The sequence below is a fragment of the Rossellomorea sp. KS-H15a genome, from assembly GCF_024195245.1.
In the GTDB taxonomy this organism is placed as follows: domain Bacteria; phylum Bacillota; class Bacilli; order Bacillales; family Bacillaceae_B; genus Rossellomorea; species Rossellomorea vietnamensis.
The window spans coordinates 112,797-129,973 of sequence record NZ_CP096886.1; the positions used below are offsets into that span (position 1 = coordinate 112,797).

Sequence of the window (17,177 nt, forward strand, 5' to 3'; positions counted from 1 at the left end):
GATTAGTTCTTTGAATCACCAATAACCTTCACTTCAAATCCTTCTTTTTCCCATACAGCTCGATTGATACAGTTTTTAGTATCGAAGATCATCTTCGTACGCATTTCGCCTGAAATCTTAGAAGGTGTAAATTCCTTAAACTCGTTATGATCCGTCAATACTAAAATAATGTCTGCGTGGTTGGTTGCTTCATGAATATCTTGTGTTTGTTTTGCCAATTGATTCTCTTTAATATGAGGATCGTAAGCAGTATAGTCAATCCCCAGCTCTTCAAGGTGTTGAAGCACATGAAGGGACGGACTTTCACGCATGTCATCGATGTTCCCTTTGAATGCGAGACCAAATACAGCTACTCTTCCATGTTGAATTCCTTTGTCTTGAAGTAGAGACTGTACCTTTTCTGCCGTATACTTCGGCATACCGTCGTTTGTCGTTCTGGCTAGATGAATGATCTTTGCTAAGTCAGGTTGTTGTTCAACAATGAACCATGGGTCAACTGCGATGCAATGACCGCCAACCCCAGGACCTGGTAAGTGGATATTAACGCGTGGATGGAAATTGGCTAGCTTGATTGCTTCCCATGCATTAACGCCGATTTTATCACTAATTTTTGCAAGTTCATTAGCGAAAGCTATGTTAACATCGCGATACGTGTTCTCAATAACCTTTACCATCTCAGCTGTTGTTGCATCTGTAAGATGAATGGTACCTTTTACGAATACTTCATATAGTTCCTTTGTTAATTGAGAGGACTTTTCGTTGATTCCCCCGACAATACGATCATTGTTAACCAGTTCTTCAAATACTTTACCAGGGATGACGCGTTCTGGAGAGTGAGAAACGTATAACTCAGTACCAAATTCCAATCCTGTTTTCTCTAATACAGGCATCATCACATCTTCCACTGTTCTTGGTGGAACGGTCGACTCCAGAATAACAAGATTTCCTGCTTTTACATAAGGAGTAATTGCTTCTGTGGCTTTCCTGACGTATTCCAAGTCTGCCGTCTTATCTTCGCGGATCGGGGATGGTACAGCAATAATAAATACATCCGCCTCTTCAGGAGTGGTTGCTGCTGTCAAATTCCCACTATCAATAGCTGTTTCAAGTTTTTCTTGAAGTCCATTTTCTTCAATATGCAGCTGTTTATTTTGAATTAAATTAATCGCTTTTTCATTCACATCTACCCCGTGAACTTTTATGCCGTGATTGGCAAACATAACAGCTGTAGGTAAACCAATATAACCTAAGCCGACGACACAAATTTTGTTAAACATCTCACAAAACTTCCTTTCAGTGGTCCTTTATTAAACCTAATTGTAATTATATCTAAATTAGTCTTTAGTGACACTATTTTAAAAAAGAATTAATAATCTAAATTAGTATACCCTATTAACGACCGATCGAAAAATAAGTAATTTCTTCTTTTTTTGCATCAAAGGGGGAAAGAACATTTCTTCCATCAAAGACGACTGGCCTTTTCATCAATTCCTTGTATTTCTTTAATGGAAATCCTTTAACCTCTCTCCATTCAGTAACCAATAAGGCCATATCTGCATTTTCAATTGCTTCATCTATGGAATGGTGAAAATATACCCGGTCGCCGTAAATTTCTTTTACATTCTCTAGAGCAATCGGATCATATACATGCACTTCTGTTCCTAATGACAATAACTCATCAATTAATTCCAAAGAAGGTGCTTCTCTTATATCATTTGTATTTGGTTTAAAAGCCAATCCAAGAATAGCTGCCTTCTTACCTTGGATATCTATAAAATAATCCTTCACTTTTTCAACAAGCCTCTTCTTCTGAATATCATTGACTTTTAACACTGCATCAAGAATGTAGCTGGAAGAATCATACTCATTTGCCAGACTTATTAATGCTTTCGTGTCTTTAGGGAAGCAAGATCCCCCAAAGCCAATACCTGCTTTAAGAAACTGATTCCCTATTCTCTTGTCGAATCCCATGCCGACTGCTACCTCTTCCACGTTTGCCCCGGTCTTTTCACATAGGTTAGCTACTTCATTGATAAAGCTGATCTTTGTTGCAAGAAAAGCATTGGAGGCATATTTGATCATTTCAGCACTTCTGATATCCGTTCGGACTATAGGGATCGAGAGCGGGCTATAAATTTCTTCAATGAAATCCCCGGCCTCTTGAGAATTCGAACCAATGACAATCCGGCTCCCTTCAAAGGTATCTTTAATAGCTGACCCTTCACGGAGAAACTCAGGGTTCGAAACCAAATGGACCTTGATCCCTTCTCCCGTTCTTTCATTAATTAGACGCTCAATATAATCGTTCGTTCCAACCGGGACCGTGCTCTTTATCACAACGATCGTATCTTGTTTAATTGATTCTGCAATGGTCAAGGCCACTTCTTCTACATAGGTTAAATCAGCAGAACCATCTCTCGTTTCTGGTGTTCCCACCGCTATGAATATACAATCCACAGATTGATATGCCTCTTGAACGTTTGAGGTGAAAAATAGTTTGTTCGCTTTAACATTTTTCTCCATTAATTGTTCTAACCCAGGTTCATAAATTGGGGACCTTCCACTTTTCAATAAATCAATTTTTTCACTTGAAATATCGAAACAAGTGACTTCATGTCCAATATCAGACAAACAAACACCCGTCACTAGTCCAACATAACCTGTTCCAACGACTAAAATCTTCATTTTTAAATCCCCTCTTTGCCTTTTCTTAATAGTAGAATATCAAAGGCACTTTAGATCTATTTAAAGAAAAGCATAAAAATTTTATTAATATATGGATGGAATAAGGTTCTATATGTTTTACATTTATACAAACCTATAATCCCATAATGAGCATTTCATTGCCTTGGTACATAATGGGTACCCTCTATAAAGGGACATGAACAACAAATCTAGTGTACACCCAAAAACCAATTGTATAACAACTTATAAATTTATGAAACTAATGACTTCATATAATAATGAATTTGTAATTATTTTGTGAAATCTCTGGTGTTCTTTACTGCCATTTTATTAAGTGTGAGCGTGCACCAGATATGTACGTCTTTCCACCTGCGACTTATCTCCTGAATTTACAAATTATTAAATCATTTTACAAAATTCTACTAGATATATGTCAAAGTGTTATATAGAATAAAAAGTGGTTATAAAATACTATTTTAGGGGGATTTTTGCATGATGAAGAAAAGTTTATTCGTCATCTTATCTACTTTGCTTGTGTTAAGTGGGTTTGGCGGGCTATTTTATGGAAGCGCTTCAGCTGAAGAACCGACGACCAAGACCATTACCATCCTTCATACCAATGATTCACATTCAAAGGTGAAAGAAGGCACTTATGAAGGGATGGGATTTGCTAAAATGGCTACTCTCATTAAGCAGTATGAAGCTGAAAATGAGAATACACTGTTATTGGATGCTGGAGATACATTCCACGGTACACCTTTCGCAACACTTTCAAAAGGTGAGAGCATAGCAGAACTATTCAACGCACTCGGTTATGATGCTCTCGCTGCAGGAAACCACGACTTTAACTATGGATATGCCAGACTACTGGAACTGGCTGAAATGGTAAACTTCCCTATTATGTCAGCAAATGTACGTTACAAAGCTGATGATAAACTATTATTAAACCCTTATATCATCAAAGAAGTAGATGGAGTGAAACTTGGAATATTTGGTTTATCTACTCCTGAAACAACATATAAAACAAATCCTAAGAACGTAGAGGGGTTGAAATTCACCGACCCTGTTACAGAAGCTAAATCAATGGTTGATGAACTTCAATCACAAAATGTAGATGCAATCATCGCTCTAACTCATTTAGGAACGGATGCTTCAAGCACTGAAACTTCTATTAAAGTAGCTGAAAATGCTCCGGGAATTGATTTAATTGTTGATGGTCACAGCCACACAACAGATATGCAAGAATACGGTGTAGACACATTGATCGTAAGTGCCGGTGAATACACTGAAAATCTTGGTGTTGTTCAATTAACCTTTGAAGGAAATGAACTTGTAGACAAAGAGGCAGACCTTGTGACAAAAGAGGAAGCTAATGCTCAAGGTATTAAAGAAGATGCTGAAATAGGCGCATTGATTACAAGTATTGAGGACAAGAACAAAGAAGTTCTATCCGAAGTAGTGGGAACTACAGAAGTGAAACTTGATGGAGAACGCGCTCAAGTACGCGCTGGTGAGACGAACCTTGGAAACTTGATTACGGATGCCATGATGTCTGCAACGAATGCCGATGCAGCAATCACAAATGGTGGTGGAATCCGTGCCTCCATAGATCAAGGTGAAATAACAAAGGAAGATGTTGTGAATGTATTACCGTTTGGTAACTATGTTGTGACGAAGAAATTCACTGGAGCTACTATTAAAGCCGCTCTTGAGCACGGGACAAGCGATTATCCGAATGTGAAGGGTGCATTCCCTCATGTCTCGGGTATGACATATGAGTTAGATGTATTTGCCCCAGCCGGTGAACGTATAAAAAACCTTCATATCAATGGTGAACCGGTTGATATGGAAAAAGAATATTTAGTTGCTACAAATGACTTTATGGCTGTAGGCGGCGACGACTATACAATGTTCACAGATGGTCCGCTTGTGAATGAATTCTCTGCTTTAGATGAAATCCTGATTAATCATATTAAAGAAAACACTCCTGTCGATGCCAAGGTAGAAAATCGTTTTAATATCTACACTCCTTTCACTGATCTTGATTGGTCAAAAAAGAATGTAGAGTACCTATATGCAAGAGGAATTATCAAGGGCTTCACGGATACGGAATTTGCTCCATTCAGAAACGTTAATCGTGCGCAATTCGCTTCAATGCTGGTACGCGCATTTGATTTAGAAGCGACGGGTGATACACCATTTACCGATCTTGAAAATGTTAAAGATGAAACAAAACAAGAAATCGCTGCGGCTTATGAAGCCAAACTTGTCAAAGGGACAACCCCTACAACATTCGATCCATATAAAGCCATTACCCGTGCCCAAATGGCCCTTATGATGAAACGTGCATATGAGTGGAAAATGGAAGAAGCATATGAGTCAACAGGTGAAACTCCGTTTAAGGACCTGGGTTCATTAGAAGAAGAAGCTCAAACAGCCATTGAACTTGCTTATCATTTAGGCATTGTCGAAGGATACGGTGATATGTACAAGCCTTATACGTATGCCACACGTTCTCAAAGTGCAAAGGTTATTGCATTATTTTTACAAGAAATGAACTAAAGTCAAAAAGGAGAAGCCCATCGTAGATTTCCTTTTTACGATGGGCTTTTCCCCTGCTTATTCCTGGATTAATAGAAAAGCTTTTTTACAAATTCGAGACATTACGCCACTAACCTATTAATATCTGAATGCCATTATAAACTTGTTTGGAAAAACAAATAGTAGGAGCGATTCCCATGAAGAAACCATTAACCGGTAAGAAAAAAACACTTGCAGGGGCTGCACTCGCATTAGGTTTGATTGTCCCTCAGGCTGCACCTTCCATTACTTACGCCGAAGTCATGGACAAAGACATCGTTAAGCTTCGCATACTCGAAACAACCGACATCCACGTGAACCTTGTAAACTATGATTACTACCAGGATACAGCGACCGATAAATATGGCCTTGCCAAAACGGCTACCCTGATCAAGCAAGCCCGTTCCGAATCCAAGAACAACCTATTGTTCGATAATGGAGACCTGATCCAGGGAAATCCCCTAGGTGATTATGTGGCAAAAGAAGATCCGCTTCAAGATGGTGAAATCCACCCGGTTTATAAAGCAATGAATCTATTAAACTATGATGCCGGAAACATCGGGAATCATGAATTTAACTATGGCCTTGATTTCTTGGGTACTTCTCTTGGAGGCTCCAATTTCCCTTATGTAAATGCCAATGTATATGAGGATGATCAAGATGGAAATCCGGACAATGACAAAAACTACTTCAAACCATATGAAATCCTTGATCGGACTGTGGTCGATGAAGATGGTGAAGAGCACGCCATTAAAGTCGGAGTCATCGGATTCGTCCCTCCACAGATCATGCAGTGGGATAAAGCGAACCTTGAAGGCAATGTCATCGCAAAAGATATCATTGAAACAGCGAACAAATTCGTCCCACAAATGAAGGCGGAAGGTGCTGACGTCATCGTCGCCATCCCTCACTCCGGTATCGGGAATGTGACCCAGGAAGGCATGGAGGAAAACGCAACCTATGACCTTTCCAAAGTAGAAGGAATCAATGCGATTTTATTTGGTCATTCTCATGGGGTGTTCCCTTCTGAATCATATGCGGGAATCGAAGGCGTAGACGTGAAGAAAGGAACCATCAACGGCGTTGGATCGGTTATGCCGGGTTCTTGGGGAGATCATCTTGGACTGGTTGACCTTGAACTGGAATTGAAAGATGGGGAATGGCATGTGACGAATACACAGGCTTCCACTCGCTCCATTCTGAATGCAGACGGCACACCAGCTGTTGAAGCTGATCAGGCGATCCTTGACGCCGTGAAGGAAGAGCATGATGCAACGATTGAATGGGTGCGCAGTGCAGTAGGTGAGACGACATCTCCAATTAATAGTTACTTTGCTTTAGTGAGCGACGATCCATCCGTACAGATCGTAACGAACGCCCAGAAGTGGTATGTTGAAAAGTATATCAAAGGAACCGAATATGATGGCATCCCTGTATTGTCTGCAGGTGCTCCGTTTAAAGCAGGGACACGTTCTAACCCTGACTATTATACAGATATTCCTGCGGGTGAAATCGCGATTAAAAATGTATCTGACCTTTACCTCTATCCAAACACGCTTCAAGCCGTGCTGCTTACAGGTGCTGACGTAAAAGAGTGGCTTGAGATGTCTGCCGGTCAGTTCAATCAAATTGATCCTTCTAAATCAGAGGAACAAAACCTTGTGAACGGTGACTACCGTTCTTATAACTTTGATGTCATTGACGGTGTAACATATGAAATAGATGTTACTCAAGCACCGAAATACGATGCTGAAGGTAAGCTTGTGAACGAAAGCTCAAGCCGTATTAAGAACTTAATGTTTGACGGGAAACCAATCGACCCGGATCAATCATTTATCGTTGCGACCAATAACTACCGAGCCAGCGGTAAATTCCCTGGAGTGAAAAATTCTGAGATTATCATAAAATCTCCAGACGAAAACCGTAACGTAATCATTGATTATATTATGGAGAAAAAGACGATTGATCCTAAGGCTGATGGAAACTGGGCATTCGCTCCGGTGAAAGGGAACACGAATGTAGTTTTCGAAACCTCCTTGAAGGCTCAGGATTACATCAAGGATTCAAGTACGTATAAATTCCTTGGTAAACAAGATAGTGGATTCGGAAAATATTCAATTAAACTTAAACAAAGTGATGCAACAAATCCAGGGCAAGAGAAGAAATTCAATGACGTAGATGAGAATCATTGGGCAAGAGACTATATTTATGACCTGACTCAGAAAAATATCATCAAAGGGAAAACCGACACGATCTTTGCACCTCAAAGTAATGTTACCCGTGCACAATTCGCAGCGCTTATCGCTAGAACATTAGACTTACATGCGAGCAACACCAATCATTTTTCTGATGTCTCTGGTGACCTGACGCCAGAAATCAATGCCATTTTTGAAGCGGGAATTACTACAGGGGTATCAAAAGGGAAATTCGCTCCAAATCAACCCATTACCCGCCAACAAATGGCCGCAATGCTCATTCGTGCATACAATTACAAAACCGGCAAAGAATTTAAAGCTACCACTTCTGAAAACTACAGCGACAGCAAGAATATTGCACCTGTGTTTAAAGAAAATGTGAACGCTGCACATGAATTAGGATTTATGACCGGTCATGATGACGGTCGTTTCGGACCCCTGGAGAAGGCGTCCAGAGCACAAGCAGCTAAGACGATTTATATGTTGTTGAATAAATAAGGCTATTATGAAACTCCTTCCGTTTATGGAAGGAGTTTTCTTATTCTTAAACACTAAGTACGATGACAATGGTTTCTTCTTTATCAAATTATCCTAAACCATTTAACTTTCATGGGTTTTCGTCATATAATGGTTGGGTAGGCTTTATTAATAACAGGAAACTGGATATTTTTCTGAAAATATTTTATAGGACTGATATGAAATGTATAATAAAGAATTGGTATTTGAAAAATTACAGGATGTCATGGATGAGGATAACATTAAGCGTGATGAACTATTGAGAGATCATCTATATACAAAACTTGGCGGGAAAGCGGATTTCTTCCTTACACCCACCACCTATGAAGAGGTACAGAACATCGTTAAGCTCTCCAATGAAGTGGATGTTCCTTTTACTTTATTGGGGAACGGTTCCAACCTGATTGTGAAAGACGGGGGAATTCGAGGGATTGTCCTTCATTTAGTGAACTTCAAGGATATTAAAGCGAATGATCAGCTGATTGTTGCTCAGAGTGGAGCTGCCATCATTGATGTATCCAGAAGGGCTCTAGCAGAAAAACTATCCGGTTTGGAATTTGCCTGTGGTATTCCGGGTACTGTCGGCGGAGCGTTATTCATGAATGCCGGTGCCTACGGCGGTGAAATTAGTGACGTTTTGGATTATTGTCATGTCGTCGATCGTGAAGGGAATTTAGTAAAACGCACAGCTGCTGAGTTAGAGCTCGATTACCGTCACAGCAATATCTCAGAAAACGGCGATATCGTATTAGAAGCAACCTTCAGCTTAAAGCCTGGTAATTATGAAGAAATTAAAGATGTTATGGATGACTTAACATTCAAAAGAGAATCCAAGCAGCCTCTTGAATATCCTTCTTGCGGAAGTGTGTTCAAGAGACCCCCTGGATACTTTGCAGGGAAACTCATTCAGGACAGCGAGCTTCAAGGAACCAATTTCGGTGGTGCTGAAGTATCGACTAAGCACGCCGGGTTCATTGTCAATAAGGACGACGCCACCGCCAAGGATTACATTTCCTTGATCGAACATGTTCAAAAGACAGTGAAAGAGAAATTTGATGTCGAGTTGGAACGTGAAGTGCGGATTATTGGTGAGGATTTGGATTGAATATCAAAAGGAGACTCAACCTTTCACGAGTCTCCTTTTTTCAGTTTATTCTACTTCGAACTCTACTGCCAGCTTTTTCTGTATCCCGATGTGGGAAGCTGAGAATTCCTTAACCACTCTGTATTTGCCTTTTGAAAGACGAAAAGCTTCCAGGTTTATTTCTTGTTTATAATCCTCATTTTCATCTATTTCATAACCAATAGAGGTAAATGCCTGTCCATTATTTATATCTTTCCAGCCTAGAAACGATTTCTTTTGCAATTCATACTCTTCTCCAAATATAAGGGGTGTTGGTCCCCAATTTTCAATCAAGAGTGGCAGTGATTCTGTTGAATCTACTGTATGTTGATTCGTGCTTAGTTTTGCATTGATCTCTCGTTTAGGTGCATACAAAGGATATACAGTCTGACCGATCGTTTCGCCTCTGGGAGTAATCAATTCAATATTCAAGGTATAGAGAACCCCTTCTTTCTTCGGGACCTCAACGGGGTAAAATGAATCGTCAGGTGAATACCTTTCATTACTAACCTCTTTTACCTTTTTCCATCCCTTATCTCTCTCTACTAACTGAACGTTGATTGAATAATCTTTCGGAATGAATTTTTCAAGAATGATGATCGATGCATTTTCCCCTGGGGATACATTCCCCTCTGGTGTTTCCCGAATAATCGTCGCCAAACGATTGTATTTAACCTGATTGTAGACATACTCTGTGTGATCATACATAGCTTCCTTAGAAACATTCAAAAGAACAAAACCATCATTACCTTTTTTCCCTATATGACTGGGGTAATGAACACTTGACGCACCACTAATGTATACCGTGAACATAATGATAGCCAATATGAGAATCAGAATCATTTTCTTCATCCTGCACACCACCAGTGTCTTTTCTCCACTTTACCATAAAAATCCATAATACTATACAGGAGAATGAGTGCCTAACTAATAATTATAATTCCACAGCACCCTCCACTGCCCCTCTTCAAGAGCGACATAGCAGGTTTGACTGATGACCAATTCACCAAATTCACTTTGAAAATACATGTCAATTTTTGCTTTCCTTACATTTTTGAAGGTAAGGCCGTCCTCATTAAACGTGAACTTTTTCAGTTTCTCGACCTTCCCTACCTCTACTTCAAACTCGTCTACTCCCATATGGCCCATAAACACATGATTTTTCGTTTGAATATAGGTGGACTTTGGAAACAAACTTTTCATTTCAGGATGAAACAATTCCCATGCGTTTCCGAAGTCACCATCTTTTTCATAGTCATAGAACTGCTTAATGACTTCTTCAGGTGTTTCAGGTTCCTGGCTTTTCCCTATAACAATGAAAAGAGCCGCCACGATGAGGATAGTGACGATTGCTCCAACGAATAGAGGAACCGGACTTTTCCTTCTCATCCTTTCACCTCTCACTAGCCAGTCTATACTAAACCATATGATAGCCAAGGTTGATGTATGTGAGAAGTTTATTAAAATATGTTCACCACTATAAAGTGTGTTCCTCTGATCGTTGAATTAATTCTTCTTTCCTCTTTTTTATATAACTTATGTAGATATGCTCATCCTGCAGTTCAAAAATTAACACAGCTTTATCAAAATACGGTATTGCTTTATCATATTGCTTCATTAATTCAAAGTTATACCCAACATGGTAATGAATATGACCCAGCCCATACATATTCTCTTCATCGATACTCCAACGGATGGCTTCCATGCAACTTTTATTCGATTCTATATAGTCTCCTGTGCGTGTCTGAAGGCGGGCAAGATTATAAAGTAATCGCGTTTTAACCGCTTTGTCCTGAAGGTGATTACTTCCCGTAAGTCCTTTTTTCACTTTTTCATAATAGTTAAGTGCTCCATCATAATTTTCTTCAGAGAAATCTATATTCCCTATGCTTAACAGGATTTCCATTTCTCTTTCTGATAAGGCTTTCTTGGTATTATAGGTTAATTCAAGTGCCTCATTCAGAAGGGATCTTGCCCTTGTTTTATTATTCAACACTTCCTGGGTATGAATGGCTCTATGCCATAATAATAGCTGAATATTCGATTCACTTTGGATAAAGTTAGGATTCTTTTCTTCCACTTTCACAATCTCCATCATTTCTTGATAGTGATGCTTCACTCTTAATTTCCTGAGCTGCCTTTCTACTTCCTGCACGTAGTCCAGACGGGGAGTCGTCCCGATTTCAAAAAAGTAGTTTACATCCACCCCAAGCTTCTTAGAGATTTGGTAAAGGGAGGTTGCACTGGGATATATGTCTCCTTTTTCGATCCGGCTTATAAGTGCCTGAGTACATATGCCCTCTGCCAATTCTCCTTGAGTGATTCCCACTACCTGCCGTAACTCCTTTATTTTTTTACCGATGATCGAATAATCCACAAAACCAGCCTCCCAATGGTAGAATCCACGTACTCTATTCCTTTCGACTCATCTTTTCATTAAGTTCTTTTATCTTACCTTCAATAAAAGTGGACAATTTCGTATTAAATTGCATGTCAAAAAGCATGGCTGCTTTAACGAAATAAGGTAAAGCCTCCTGATATTTCTCTTCTAATTCCAGGTTATACCCAATGTGATAATTCAATTGAGCAAAGCCATAAAGATTTTCTTCTTCTATAAGCCACCGGATGCCTTCTTCACAACGCTTTGTGGATTCCTGGTACTTTCCAAGCCTAGTCAATACTCTTGCAATATTATAAAGAAGCCTTGTTTTAATAGACTTATCGTTCATTTGATCATTATATATCAAAGCATCATTCACATTCTGGTAAGTCTCTAATGCCTGAGCATAGTGACCACGACTGAATTCCAATATCCCTATACTGATCATAATGTTCATTTCACGTTCTGACATGGCTTTTTTTTGATTATATGTCAACGAGAGAGCCTTTTCTAATAGAATGAGAGCTTCTTCTTTGTTTTGGTCGACTTCATTCACATAAATCCCTTTATGCCAGTAGAGAAGTTGGAGATTTGTTTCATCCTTTAAGAATAGGGGATTCTTCTCTTCCGTTTTCACAATCTCAAGGATTTCGTCATATTTCAATTTCACTCTCAGCTTTTTTAGTTGCCGTTCAACTTCCTTCACATAATCCAGACGGGGCGTCATCCCAATCTCGAAAAAGTAATTCACATCGACACCGAGCTTCTTTGAGATTTGATATAGAGATGTAGCGCTGGGATAGATATCTCCCTTTTCTATACGACTGATCAAGGCTTGAGTACATATTCCGTCTGCCAGTTCACCCTGAGTCAAACCTACGACTTTTCTCAGTTCTTTAATTTTTTTACCTATAACTGAATAGTCCAAAAGCCCACCTCTCATTAATATTAATATATTTATATTCTATCAGAAAAGGAGCAATTTCTTTAGGTAAATCTTAATATCCCGCCTCTCAGGGATTCAGATCACAAATACATAGATAATAAATCTATGTTTAAATAAAATTAACGACAAATTACAATACCTTTTGATGGCACATCTCCTTGTGAGATGTGCTCCTTTTTTATTTTAGGAGGGATAAAGTTCATGAATGATTACATTTCATCCATGAGAAGTTTAATTGGTAACGAAACACTCCTTACTGTCGGGTGTGGGGCGATCATAGAGGACCATCACGGTCGAATCTTGTTGCAACAAAGATCAGGCAGCGACATTTGGGGGATACCAGGGGGTCTTATGGAACTGGGAGAGTATTTTGAACAAACGGTAATAAGAGAGGTCTCTGAAGAAACGAACCTGCATATAAGCAACCTCGAATTATTTGGAATGTACTCCGGTCCAAAAGGCTACGCTCAATATGAGAATGGAGATAAGGTATTCAGTGTGCAACTGATCTTCTATACAAAATCCTATAGTGGAACTCTCAAGATGAACCAGGAAAGTACGGAGCTCTCCTTTTTTACAAAGGACCGTTTACCCGTAAATATCAACCCCCATCAGGCCCCTTTTATTGAAGATTGGGTGAAACAAAAAAAGATTCCAATCATTAAATAAGTCCAGGGATTAACCATCCTTTCAAAATGGAAATATTAATATATTTATATAATGTAAGATTAAACAACTATAAGGACTCTAAATACCCTCTATTCACATCTCAAGAAACGAGAATCAAAATGCAGCGCCCTCACACTTATGCTTTAATATAAGTACGACAAGTTACAATACCTTTAGACGGCCCTCACCTACATTGGTGTGGGCTCTTTTTTTGAGGGACGGACCTCTATCAGATTTCATAGAGTTCCAACGGCAGTCCATCCGGATCTTCAAAAAACGTGAATTTTTTATTGGTATAAGGATCTATTCTTATTTCCTCTGTATTAACACCTTTTTGATTCAACGCCTCTATCGCACCCTCTATATTCTCCACTTCAAAGGCTAAATGGCGCAGTCCTTGTGCTTCGGGATAACTCGGACGGGCTGGGGCTTCAGGGAATGAGAACAGTTCAATGATATATTCACCATTCAAAGCGAGGTCGAGCTTATAAGAATCTCTTTCTTTTCTGTAAATTTCCTGCTTTATATCCAACCCCAGTTTGTTGACGTAAAAGTCTTTCGATTTGGTGTAATCTGAGCAAATGATGGCGATGTGGTGGATTTTTTTGAAGTTCATGTTGGACTTCCTCCTTTGTTGGTATAAAAAAAGAAGCAGCCATAAGACTGCCCCTTCCAATTTTTCCTTATTTCATCGCATCCGTCAACACAGGTACGATTTGCTTCTTACGGGAGACCACGCCTTTTAATAGAGCCGTGTTGTTTTGAAGTGTGACGTTGAACGCCTTTTCCACTTCAGCCGCTTTGCTTCCGAGAGCAAGTGCCGTAGAGTCGTTTTCAAGGATGTCTGTCACGACAAGAAGGAATAGATCCAGTCCTTTTTCCTTGATCATCGTTTCCATGGCCGCTTCGACTTCTGCCTGGCGTCCGAATACGTCATTCACATCGACTACGTTGATTTGAGCCACTTCCACTTTCGCGTTACCCATGGAGAATTCTTTCGCATCAAGTGTCACAAGCTCAGCGACTGATTTCGTGCTCATGTTGGCGCCTGCCTTCAGCATTTCCAGTCCGTATACTTGCGGGTCAACGCCTGCAATTTCAGCCAGTTCGTTTGCAGCTGCGACATCTTCGTCCGTGCATGTTGGTGATTTGAATAATAGGGAATCCGAGATGATCGCTGAAAGCATCAGTCCAGCCATTTCCTTCGTGACCTCTACTCCTTTTTCCTTGTAGATCTTGTTTAAGATCGTTGCCGTACAGCCAACCGGCTCAGCACGGTAGTACAGGGGATCTGCCGTTTCGAAGTTCGCGATGCGGTGGTGATCGATGACTTCAAGAACCCGTACGTCCTCAATGTCCTCGGCACTCTGCTGACGCTCATTGTGGTCAACCAGGATGACCGTCTCCGTCTCAGCCGCAACCTTTTCCACTAAGCGCGGTGCATCGACTTTAAAGTAATCAAGGGCATACTGTGTTTCACCGTTTACTGCACCTAGACGGACCGGCTCCACGTCCATCCCGATTTTTGATTTCAAATCTGCATAAACAAGTGCTGATGTGATCGTATCTGTGTCCGGGTTTTTGTGACCGAAAATTAGTGTTTTACTCATTGATCATTCTCCTAACTCTATGTAATGTGATTCGTTTGTTATCTCTCTTTACATTTTCTTATATTACCATATTTAAAAGCAAAACCGTATGTCCGGATAAGATTTTTTCCAGTGATTGTGGAGGTAATATTCCCAGATTCTGTACTTACCGACGTCTGCCGTTTATTTCACCCATTTTCCCCATCAATTCCTCACCGAAGACATCTTCATATTCATCATACAATTGTTCCAGTTTCTCAACAAAAAAAGAAGTTCCCTATCAACCTGCGGCTCATCAGTGCCGTTGTAGCCTTTCTCCTGATTTATCCAGGCTGGGTGACAGACATCATCGGTTTTGCCGTATTCGTCTTTGTTCTGTTTTGGAACTACCAGGGAAAGGGTAAACCGATGAACATGGAGATCAATATTCCCAATTAAATGAGGTGGATGGAAATGGATTTCGGATTAACAGATAAAGCAGTCATTGTAACCGCATCAAGTAAAGGTTTAGGAAAAGCCACGGCACTGGAATTGGCGAAAGAAGGAGCCCGGGTCCTTCTTTCCAGCAGAAATAAAGAAGAGCTTCAAAAGACCGCAAATGAAATCATTGATTTAACAGGGAATCAGCACATTCATTACACGAAATGTGATATGACGAAGCCTGAAGATATCCGCTCCCTCGTTGAAACAGCGGTATCGAAACTGGGTGGGGTGGATATTCTCGTCAATAATACTGGCGGCCCGCCGGCGGGAGGATTCCAGAAGTTCGAGGATGAGGATTGGCAGTATGCCTTTGAATTGAACCTCCTCAGTTATATCCGAACGATCAGGGAGGTCATCCCTCATATGAAAAGGAATAACGGCGGGCGGATCGTGAATATCGCCTCTTCTTCTACGAAGCAAGCGATCGACGGCCTGATTCTTTCCAACACGTTCAGGACCGGAATGGTTGGGTTATCCAAAAGCTTATCAAGGGAACTCGCCCAGGATCATATTCTCATCAACACGGTCGGTCCCGGAAGGATTGCTACGGACCGGGTGGCGGAGCTGGATCAACTAAACGCTGAGAAACGGAATATGACCGTGGACGAGCTGAGAAGTATGAGTGAGAAAGCGATTCCTATAGGACGGTATGGTGAGCCGGATGAGTTTGCCAAAGTGATCGCCTTCCTCGTTTCAGATGCCAATACCTATTTAACCGGACAATCATTGGTCGTGGATGGTGGAATGGTCACTGCATTATAGTAAGAAGAGGCTGGGACAAAAACACATTTGGCCCAGCCTCTTCTTCATTTATACGATGAGTTTCCCACTATTCTCCCCAGATCCAGCACGGATGATCATCTCGATCGTCTCGTCCGATATTTCCAGGTGTGCGATATCCGTCCCTGCAATCAGCTCTTGAGTATTGTGGTCCTCAAACGTCAATGCCCCTGCCAGGTACACCTTGAACACTTCAATCAAGCTGTTTAACTTCATCTCATCTTCATCCAATTCATATTGATCTGCATTCTCCACTACCGATAAGTTTTCAAATTGGAGGGCTTCTTTTAGCTTCTTGAGCAGTTCATTATTTTCCGGTGGATTGGGATTGGTAATATGATAGATTTTGTCCGGTCGGGCTTTAAGAGGAGCAAGACTTAGAATATCTGCAACGTAATCGACGGGAACCAGATTCGATGTTCCGTTCTTAGCAGCAACCAGTCTGTAGGTACGCTCTCCATTTCGTCTCTCTGTCTTACGCTTAAATACTGCGAGAGCACGCATGAATCCATACAATGTAAACTGTGAATCCGCTTCACCCGTCTTGGAGTCGCCCACAATGATGGCCGGCCGGAAGATGGATACGTCCATTTTGTCACGGTATGAATACACAAGATGTTCAGACTTCACTTTACTTTCTTCATATGGGTTATGAAACTCTCCGTCTGTCGGGTAAAGCTTCTCTACACCTTTCGTCATCTTTCCAACTGTGTAAGCCGTACTCACGTAGTAAAACTTCTTCACCCCAAGGTATTCAGCCAGTTCAAGAATATGCTTTGTGCCATCGTAGTTTGCGGCAAACAGCTCATCTCGCAGATCCAGGTCAAACTTCACAAGGGCTGCAAGATGATAGACAGCATATATTTTACCTGTCAACCACTCCAGGTCTTCCCCACTCAAACCGGCATGTGGGAAAGTGATGTCCCCCTGAAAAATATGAATCCTTCCTTGGTCGGCGGCTTGCAAAGAATCTCGCAACCTCTCAGCTTTTTCTACATTTCTCACTAAAATATAGACTTCATTTTGTTTATCTTTTAAAAGGTTCTTGATCAGTTTCCCACCAAGAAATCCTGTCGATCCTGTTAAAAACACGTTCACATTGATCACCCCTGTTGATTTTCAACCTCGTTGGTCATTCCGTTTATCATAGCACAGATTGAAAGCGTAATCGCAGTGGGATGAAAGATGGAACATGATGACAAAAAAGAGAGGGGCATCCGCCCCTCTCTCA

At 40.7% G+C, this 17,177-nt stretch carries 15 protein-coding genes; 6 read left to right on the plus strand and 9 right to left on the minus strand.

What is annotated here, in order from left to right; translation table 11 throughout:
- Window positions 1-2: 2 nt before the first annotated feature.
- Entirely contained in the window at window positions 3-1,277 is a 1,275-nt protein-coding gene (locus tag M1J35_RS00495) for a nucleotide sugar dehydrogenase (protein WP_254652436.1), read from the minus strand.
- Between the two features lie 115 nt (window positions 1,278-1,392).
- Window positions 1,393-2,685, minus strand: coding sequence for a UDP-glucose dehydrogenase family protein (locus M1J35_RS00500; protein ID WP_254652437.1), 1,293 nt, complete (start codon window positions 2,683-2,685; stop codon window positions 1,393-1,395).
- A 492-nt stretch (window positions 2,686-3,177) separates the two neighbouring features.
- On the opposite strand from M1J35_RS00500, the gene M1J35_RS00505 reads away from it, so the two are divergent.
- From M1J35_RS00505 to murB, 3 genes are all read left to right on the plus strand, one after another.
- Window positions 3,178-5,247 (plus strand): 5'-nucleotidase C-terminal domain-containing protein, encoded by a 2,070-nt coding sequence (locus M1J35_RS00505; protein ID WP_254652438.1) that lies wholly within the window; start codon window positions 3,178-3,180, stop codon window positions 5,245-5,247.
- Between the two features lie 176 nt (window positions 5,248-5,423).
- Complete coding sequence (locus M1J35_RS00510; RefSeq protein WP_254652439.1) at window positions 5,424-7,958, plus strand: bifunctional 2',3'-cyclic-nucleotide 2'-phosphodiesterase/3'-nucleotidase; 2,535 nt, start codon at window positions 5,424-5,426, stop codon at window positions 7,956-7,958.
- A 202-nt stretch (window positions 7,959-8,160) separates the two neighbouring features.
- Window positions 8,161-9,081: a UDP-N-acetylmuramate dehydrogenase gene (gene murB, locus M1J35_RS00515; protein WP_254652440.1), complete on the plus strand. Its 921-nt coding sequence runs from the start codon at window positions 8,161-8,163 to the stop codon at window positions 9,079-9,081.
- 45 nt (window positions 9,082-9,126) lie between these two features.
- Here murB and M1J35_RS00520 read toward each other — a convergent pair whose 3' ends face one another.
- From M1J35_RS00520 to M1J35_RS00535, 4 genes are all read right to left on the minus strand, one after another.
- Window positions 9,127-9,951 (minus strand): immunoglobulin-like domain-containing protein, encoded by an 825-nt coding sequence (locus M1J35_RS00520; RefSeq protein WP_254652441.1) that lies wholly within the window; start codon window positions 9,949-9,951, stop codon window positions 9,127-9,129.
- A 75-nt stretch (window positions 9,952-10,026) separates the two neighbouring features.
- A complete protein-coding gene (locus M1J35_RS00525; protein WP_254652442.1) occupies window positions 10,027-10,488 on the minus strand; it encodes a hypothetical protein in 462 nt (153 codons plus the stop codon).
- Between the two features lie 88 nt (window positions 10,489-10,576).
- A complete protein-coding gene (locus M1J35_RS00530; protein ID WP_254652443.1) occupies window positions 10,577-11,476 on the minus strand; it encodes a helix-turn-helix domain-containing protein in 900 nt (299 codons plus the stop codon).
- Window positions 11,477-11,510: 34 nt separating this feature from the next.
- Window positions 11,511-12,407: a helix-turn-helix domain-containing protein gene (locus M1J35_RS00535; RefSeq protein WP_254652444.1), complete on the minus strand. Its 897-nt coding sequence runs from the start codon at window positions 12,405-12,407 to the stop codon at window positions 11,511-11,513.
- Between the two features lie 219 nt (window positions 12,408-12,626).
- On the opposite strand from M1J35_RS00535, the gene M1J35_RS00540 reads away from it, so the two are divergent.
- On the plus strand, window positions 12,627-13,094 hold the full coding sequence (locus tag M1J35_RS00540; RefSeq protein WP_254652445.1) for an NUDIX hydrolase: 468 nt from the start codon (window positions 12,627-12,629) through the stop codon (window positions 13,092-13,094).
- Between the two features lie 229 nt (window positions 13,095-13,323).
- Here the strand turns inward: M1J35_RS00540 and M1J35_RS00545 are convergent, their stop codons facing one another.
- Window positions 13,324-13,710 carry an SMU1112c/YaeR family gloxylase I-like metalloprotein gene (locus M1J35_RS00545; RefSeq protein WP_254652446.1) on the minus strand — a complete coding sequence of 129 codons (387 nt, stop codon included), beginning with the start codon at window positions 13,708-13,710 and terminating at the stop codon, window positions 13,324-13,326.
- Window positions 13,711-13,777: 67 nt separating this feature from the next.
- Window positions 13,778-14,704 (minus strand): manganese-dependent inorganic pyrophosphatase, encoded by a 927-nt coding sequence (locus M1J35_RS00550; protein ID WP_254652447.1) that lies wholly within the window; start codon window positions 14,702-14,704, stop codon window positions 13,778-13,780.
- A gap of 111 nt (window positions 14,705-14,815) precedes the next feature.
- On the opposite strand from M1J35_RS00550, the gene M1J35_RS00555 reads away from it, so the two are divergent.
- Together M1J35_RS00555 and M1J35_RS00560 are read left to right on the plus strand one after the other, a co-directional pair.
- Entirely contained in the window at window positions 14,816-15,121 is a 306-nt protein-coding gene (locus M1J35_RS00555; RefSeq protein WP_254652448.1) for a hypothetical protein, read from the plus strand.
- A 15-nt stretch (window positions 15,122-15,136) separates the two neighbouring features.
- On the plus strand, window positions 15,137-15,928 hold the full coding sequence (locus M1J35_RS00560) for an SDR family oxidoreductase (protein WP_254652449.1): 792 nt from the start codon (window positions 15,137-15,139) through the stop codon (window positions 15,926-15,928).
- A 48-nt stretch (window positions 15,929-15,976) separates the two neighbouring features.
- On the opposite strand, the gene M1J35_RS00565 is transcribed toward M1J35_RS00560, so the two are convergent.
- On the minus strand, window positions 15,977-17,044 hold the full coding sequence (locus tag M1J35_RS00565; RefSeq protein WP_254652450.1) for an SDR family oxidoreductase: 1,068 nt from the start codon (window positions 17,042-17,044) through the stop codon (window positions 15,977-15,979).
- Window positions 17,045-17,177 lie beyond the last annotated feature (133 nt).

Bases quoted from the DNA above. Each gene is read 5' to 3' on its own strand.
- M1J35_RS00545 (WP_254652446.1), bottom strand. From the start codon at position 13,710: ATGAACTTCAAAAAAATCCACCACATCGCCATCATTTGCTCAGATTAC.
- murB (WP_254652440.1), top strand. From the start codon at position 8,161: ATGTATAATAAAGAATTGGTATTTGAAAAATTACAGGATGTCATGGAT.
- M1J35_RS00500 (WP_254652437.1), bottom strand. From the start codon at position 2,685: ATGAAGATTTTAGTCGTTGGAACAGGTTATGTTGGACTAGTGACGGGT.
- M1J35_RS00505 (WP_254652438.1), top strand. From the start codon at position 3,178: ATGATGAAGAAAAGTTTATTCGTCATCTTATCTACTTTGCTTGTGTTA.
- M1J35_RS00520 (WP_254652441.1), bottom strand. From the start codon at position 9,951: ATGAAGAAAATGATTCTGATTCTCATATTGGCTATCATTATGTTCACG.
- M1J35_RS00495 (WP_254652436.1), bottom strand. From the start codon at position 1,277: ATGTTTAACAAAATTTGTGTCGTCGGCTTAGGTTATATTGGTTTACCT.
- M1J35_RS00540 (WP_254652445.1), top strand. From the start codon at position 12,627: ATGAATGATTACATTTCATCCATGAGAAGTTTAATTGGTAACGAAACA.
- M1J35_RS00525 (WP_254652442.1), bottom strand. From the start codon at position 10,488: ATGAGAAGGAAAAGTCCGGTTCCTCTATTCGTTGGAGCAATCGTCACT.
- M1J35_RS00550 (WP_254652447.1), bottom strand. From the start codon at position 14,704: ATGAGTAAAACACTAATTTTCGGTCACAAAAACCCGGACACAGATACG.
- M1J35_RS00560 (WP_254652449.1), top strand. From the start codon at position 15,137: ATGGATTTCGGATTAACAGATAAAGCAGTCATTGTAACCGCATCAAGT.
- M1J35_RS00510 (WP_254652439.1), top strand. From the start codon at position 5,424: ATGAAGAAACCATTAACCGGTAAGAAAAAAACACTTGCAGGGGCTGCA.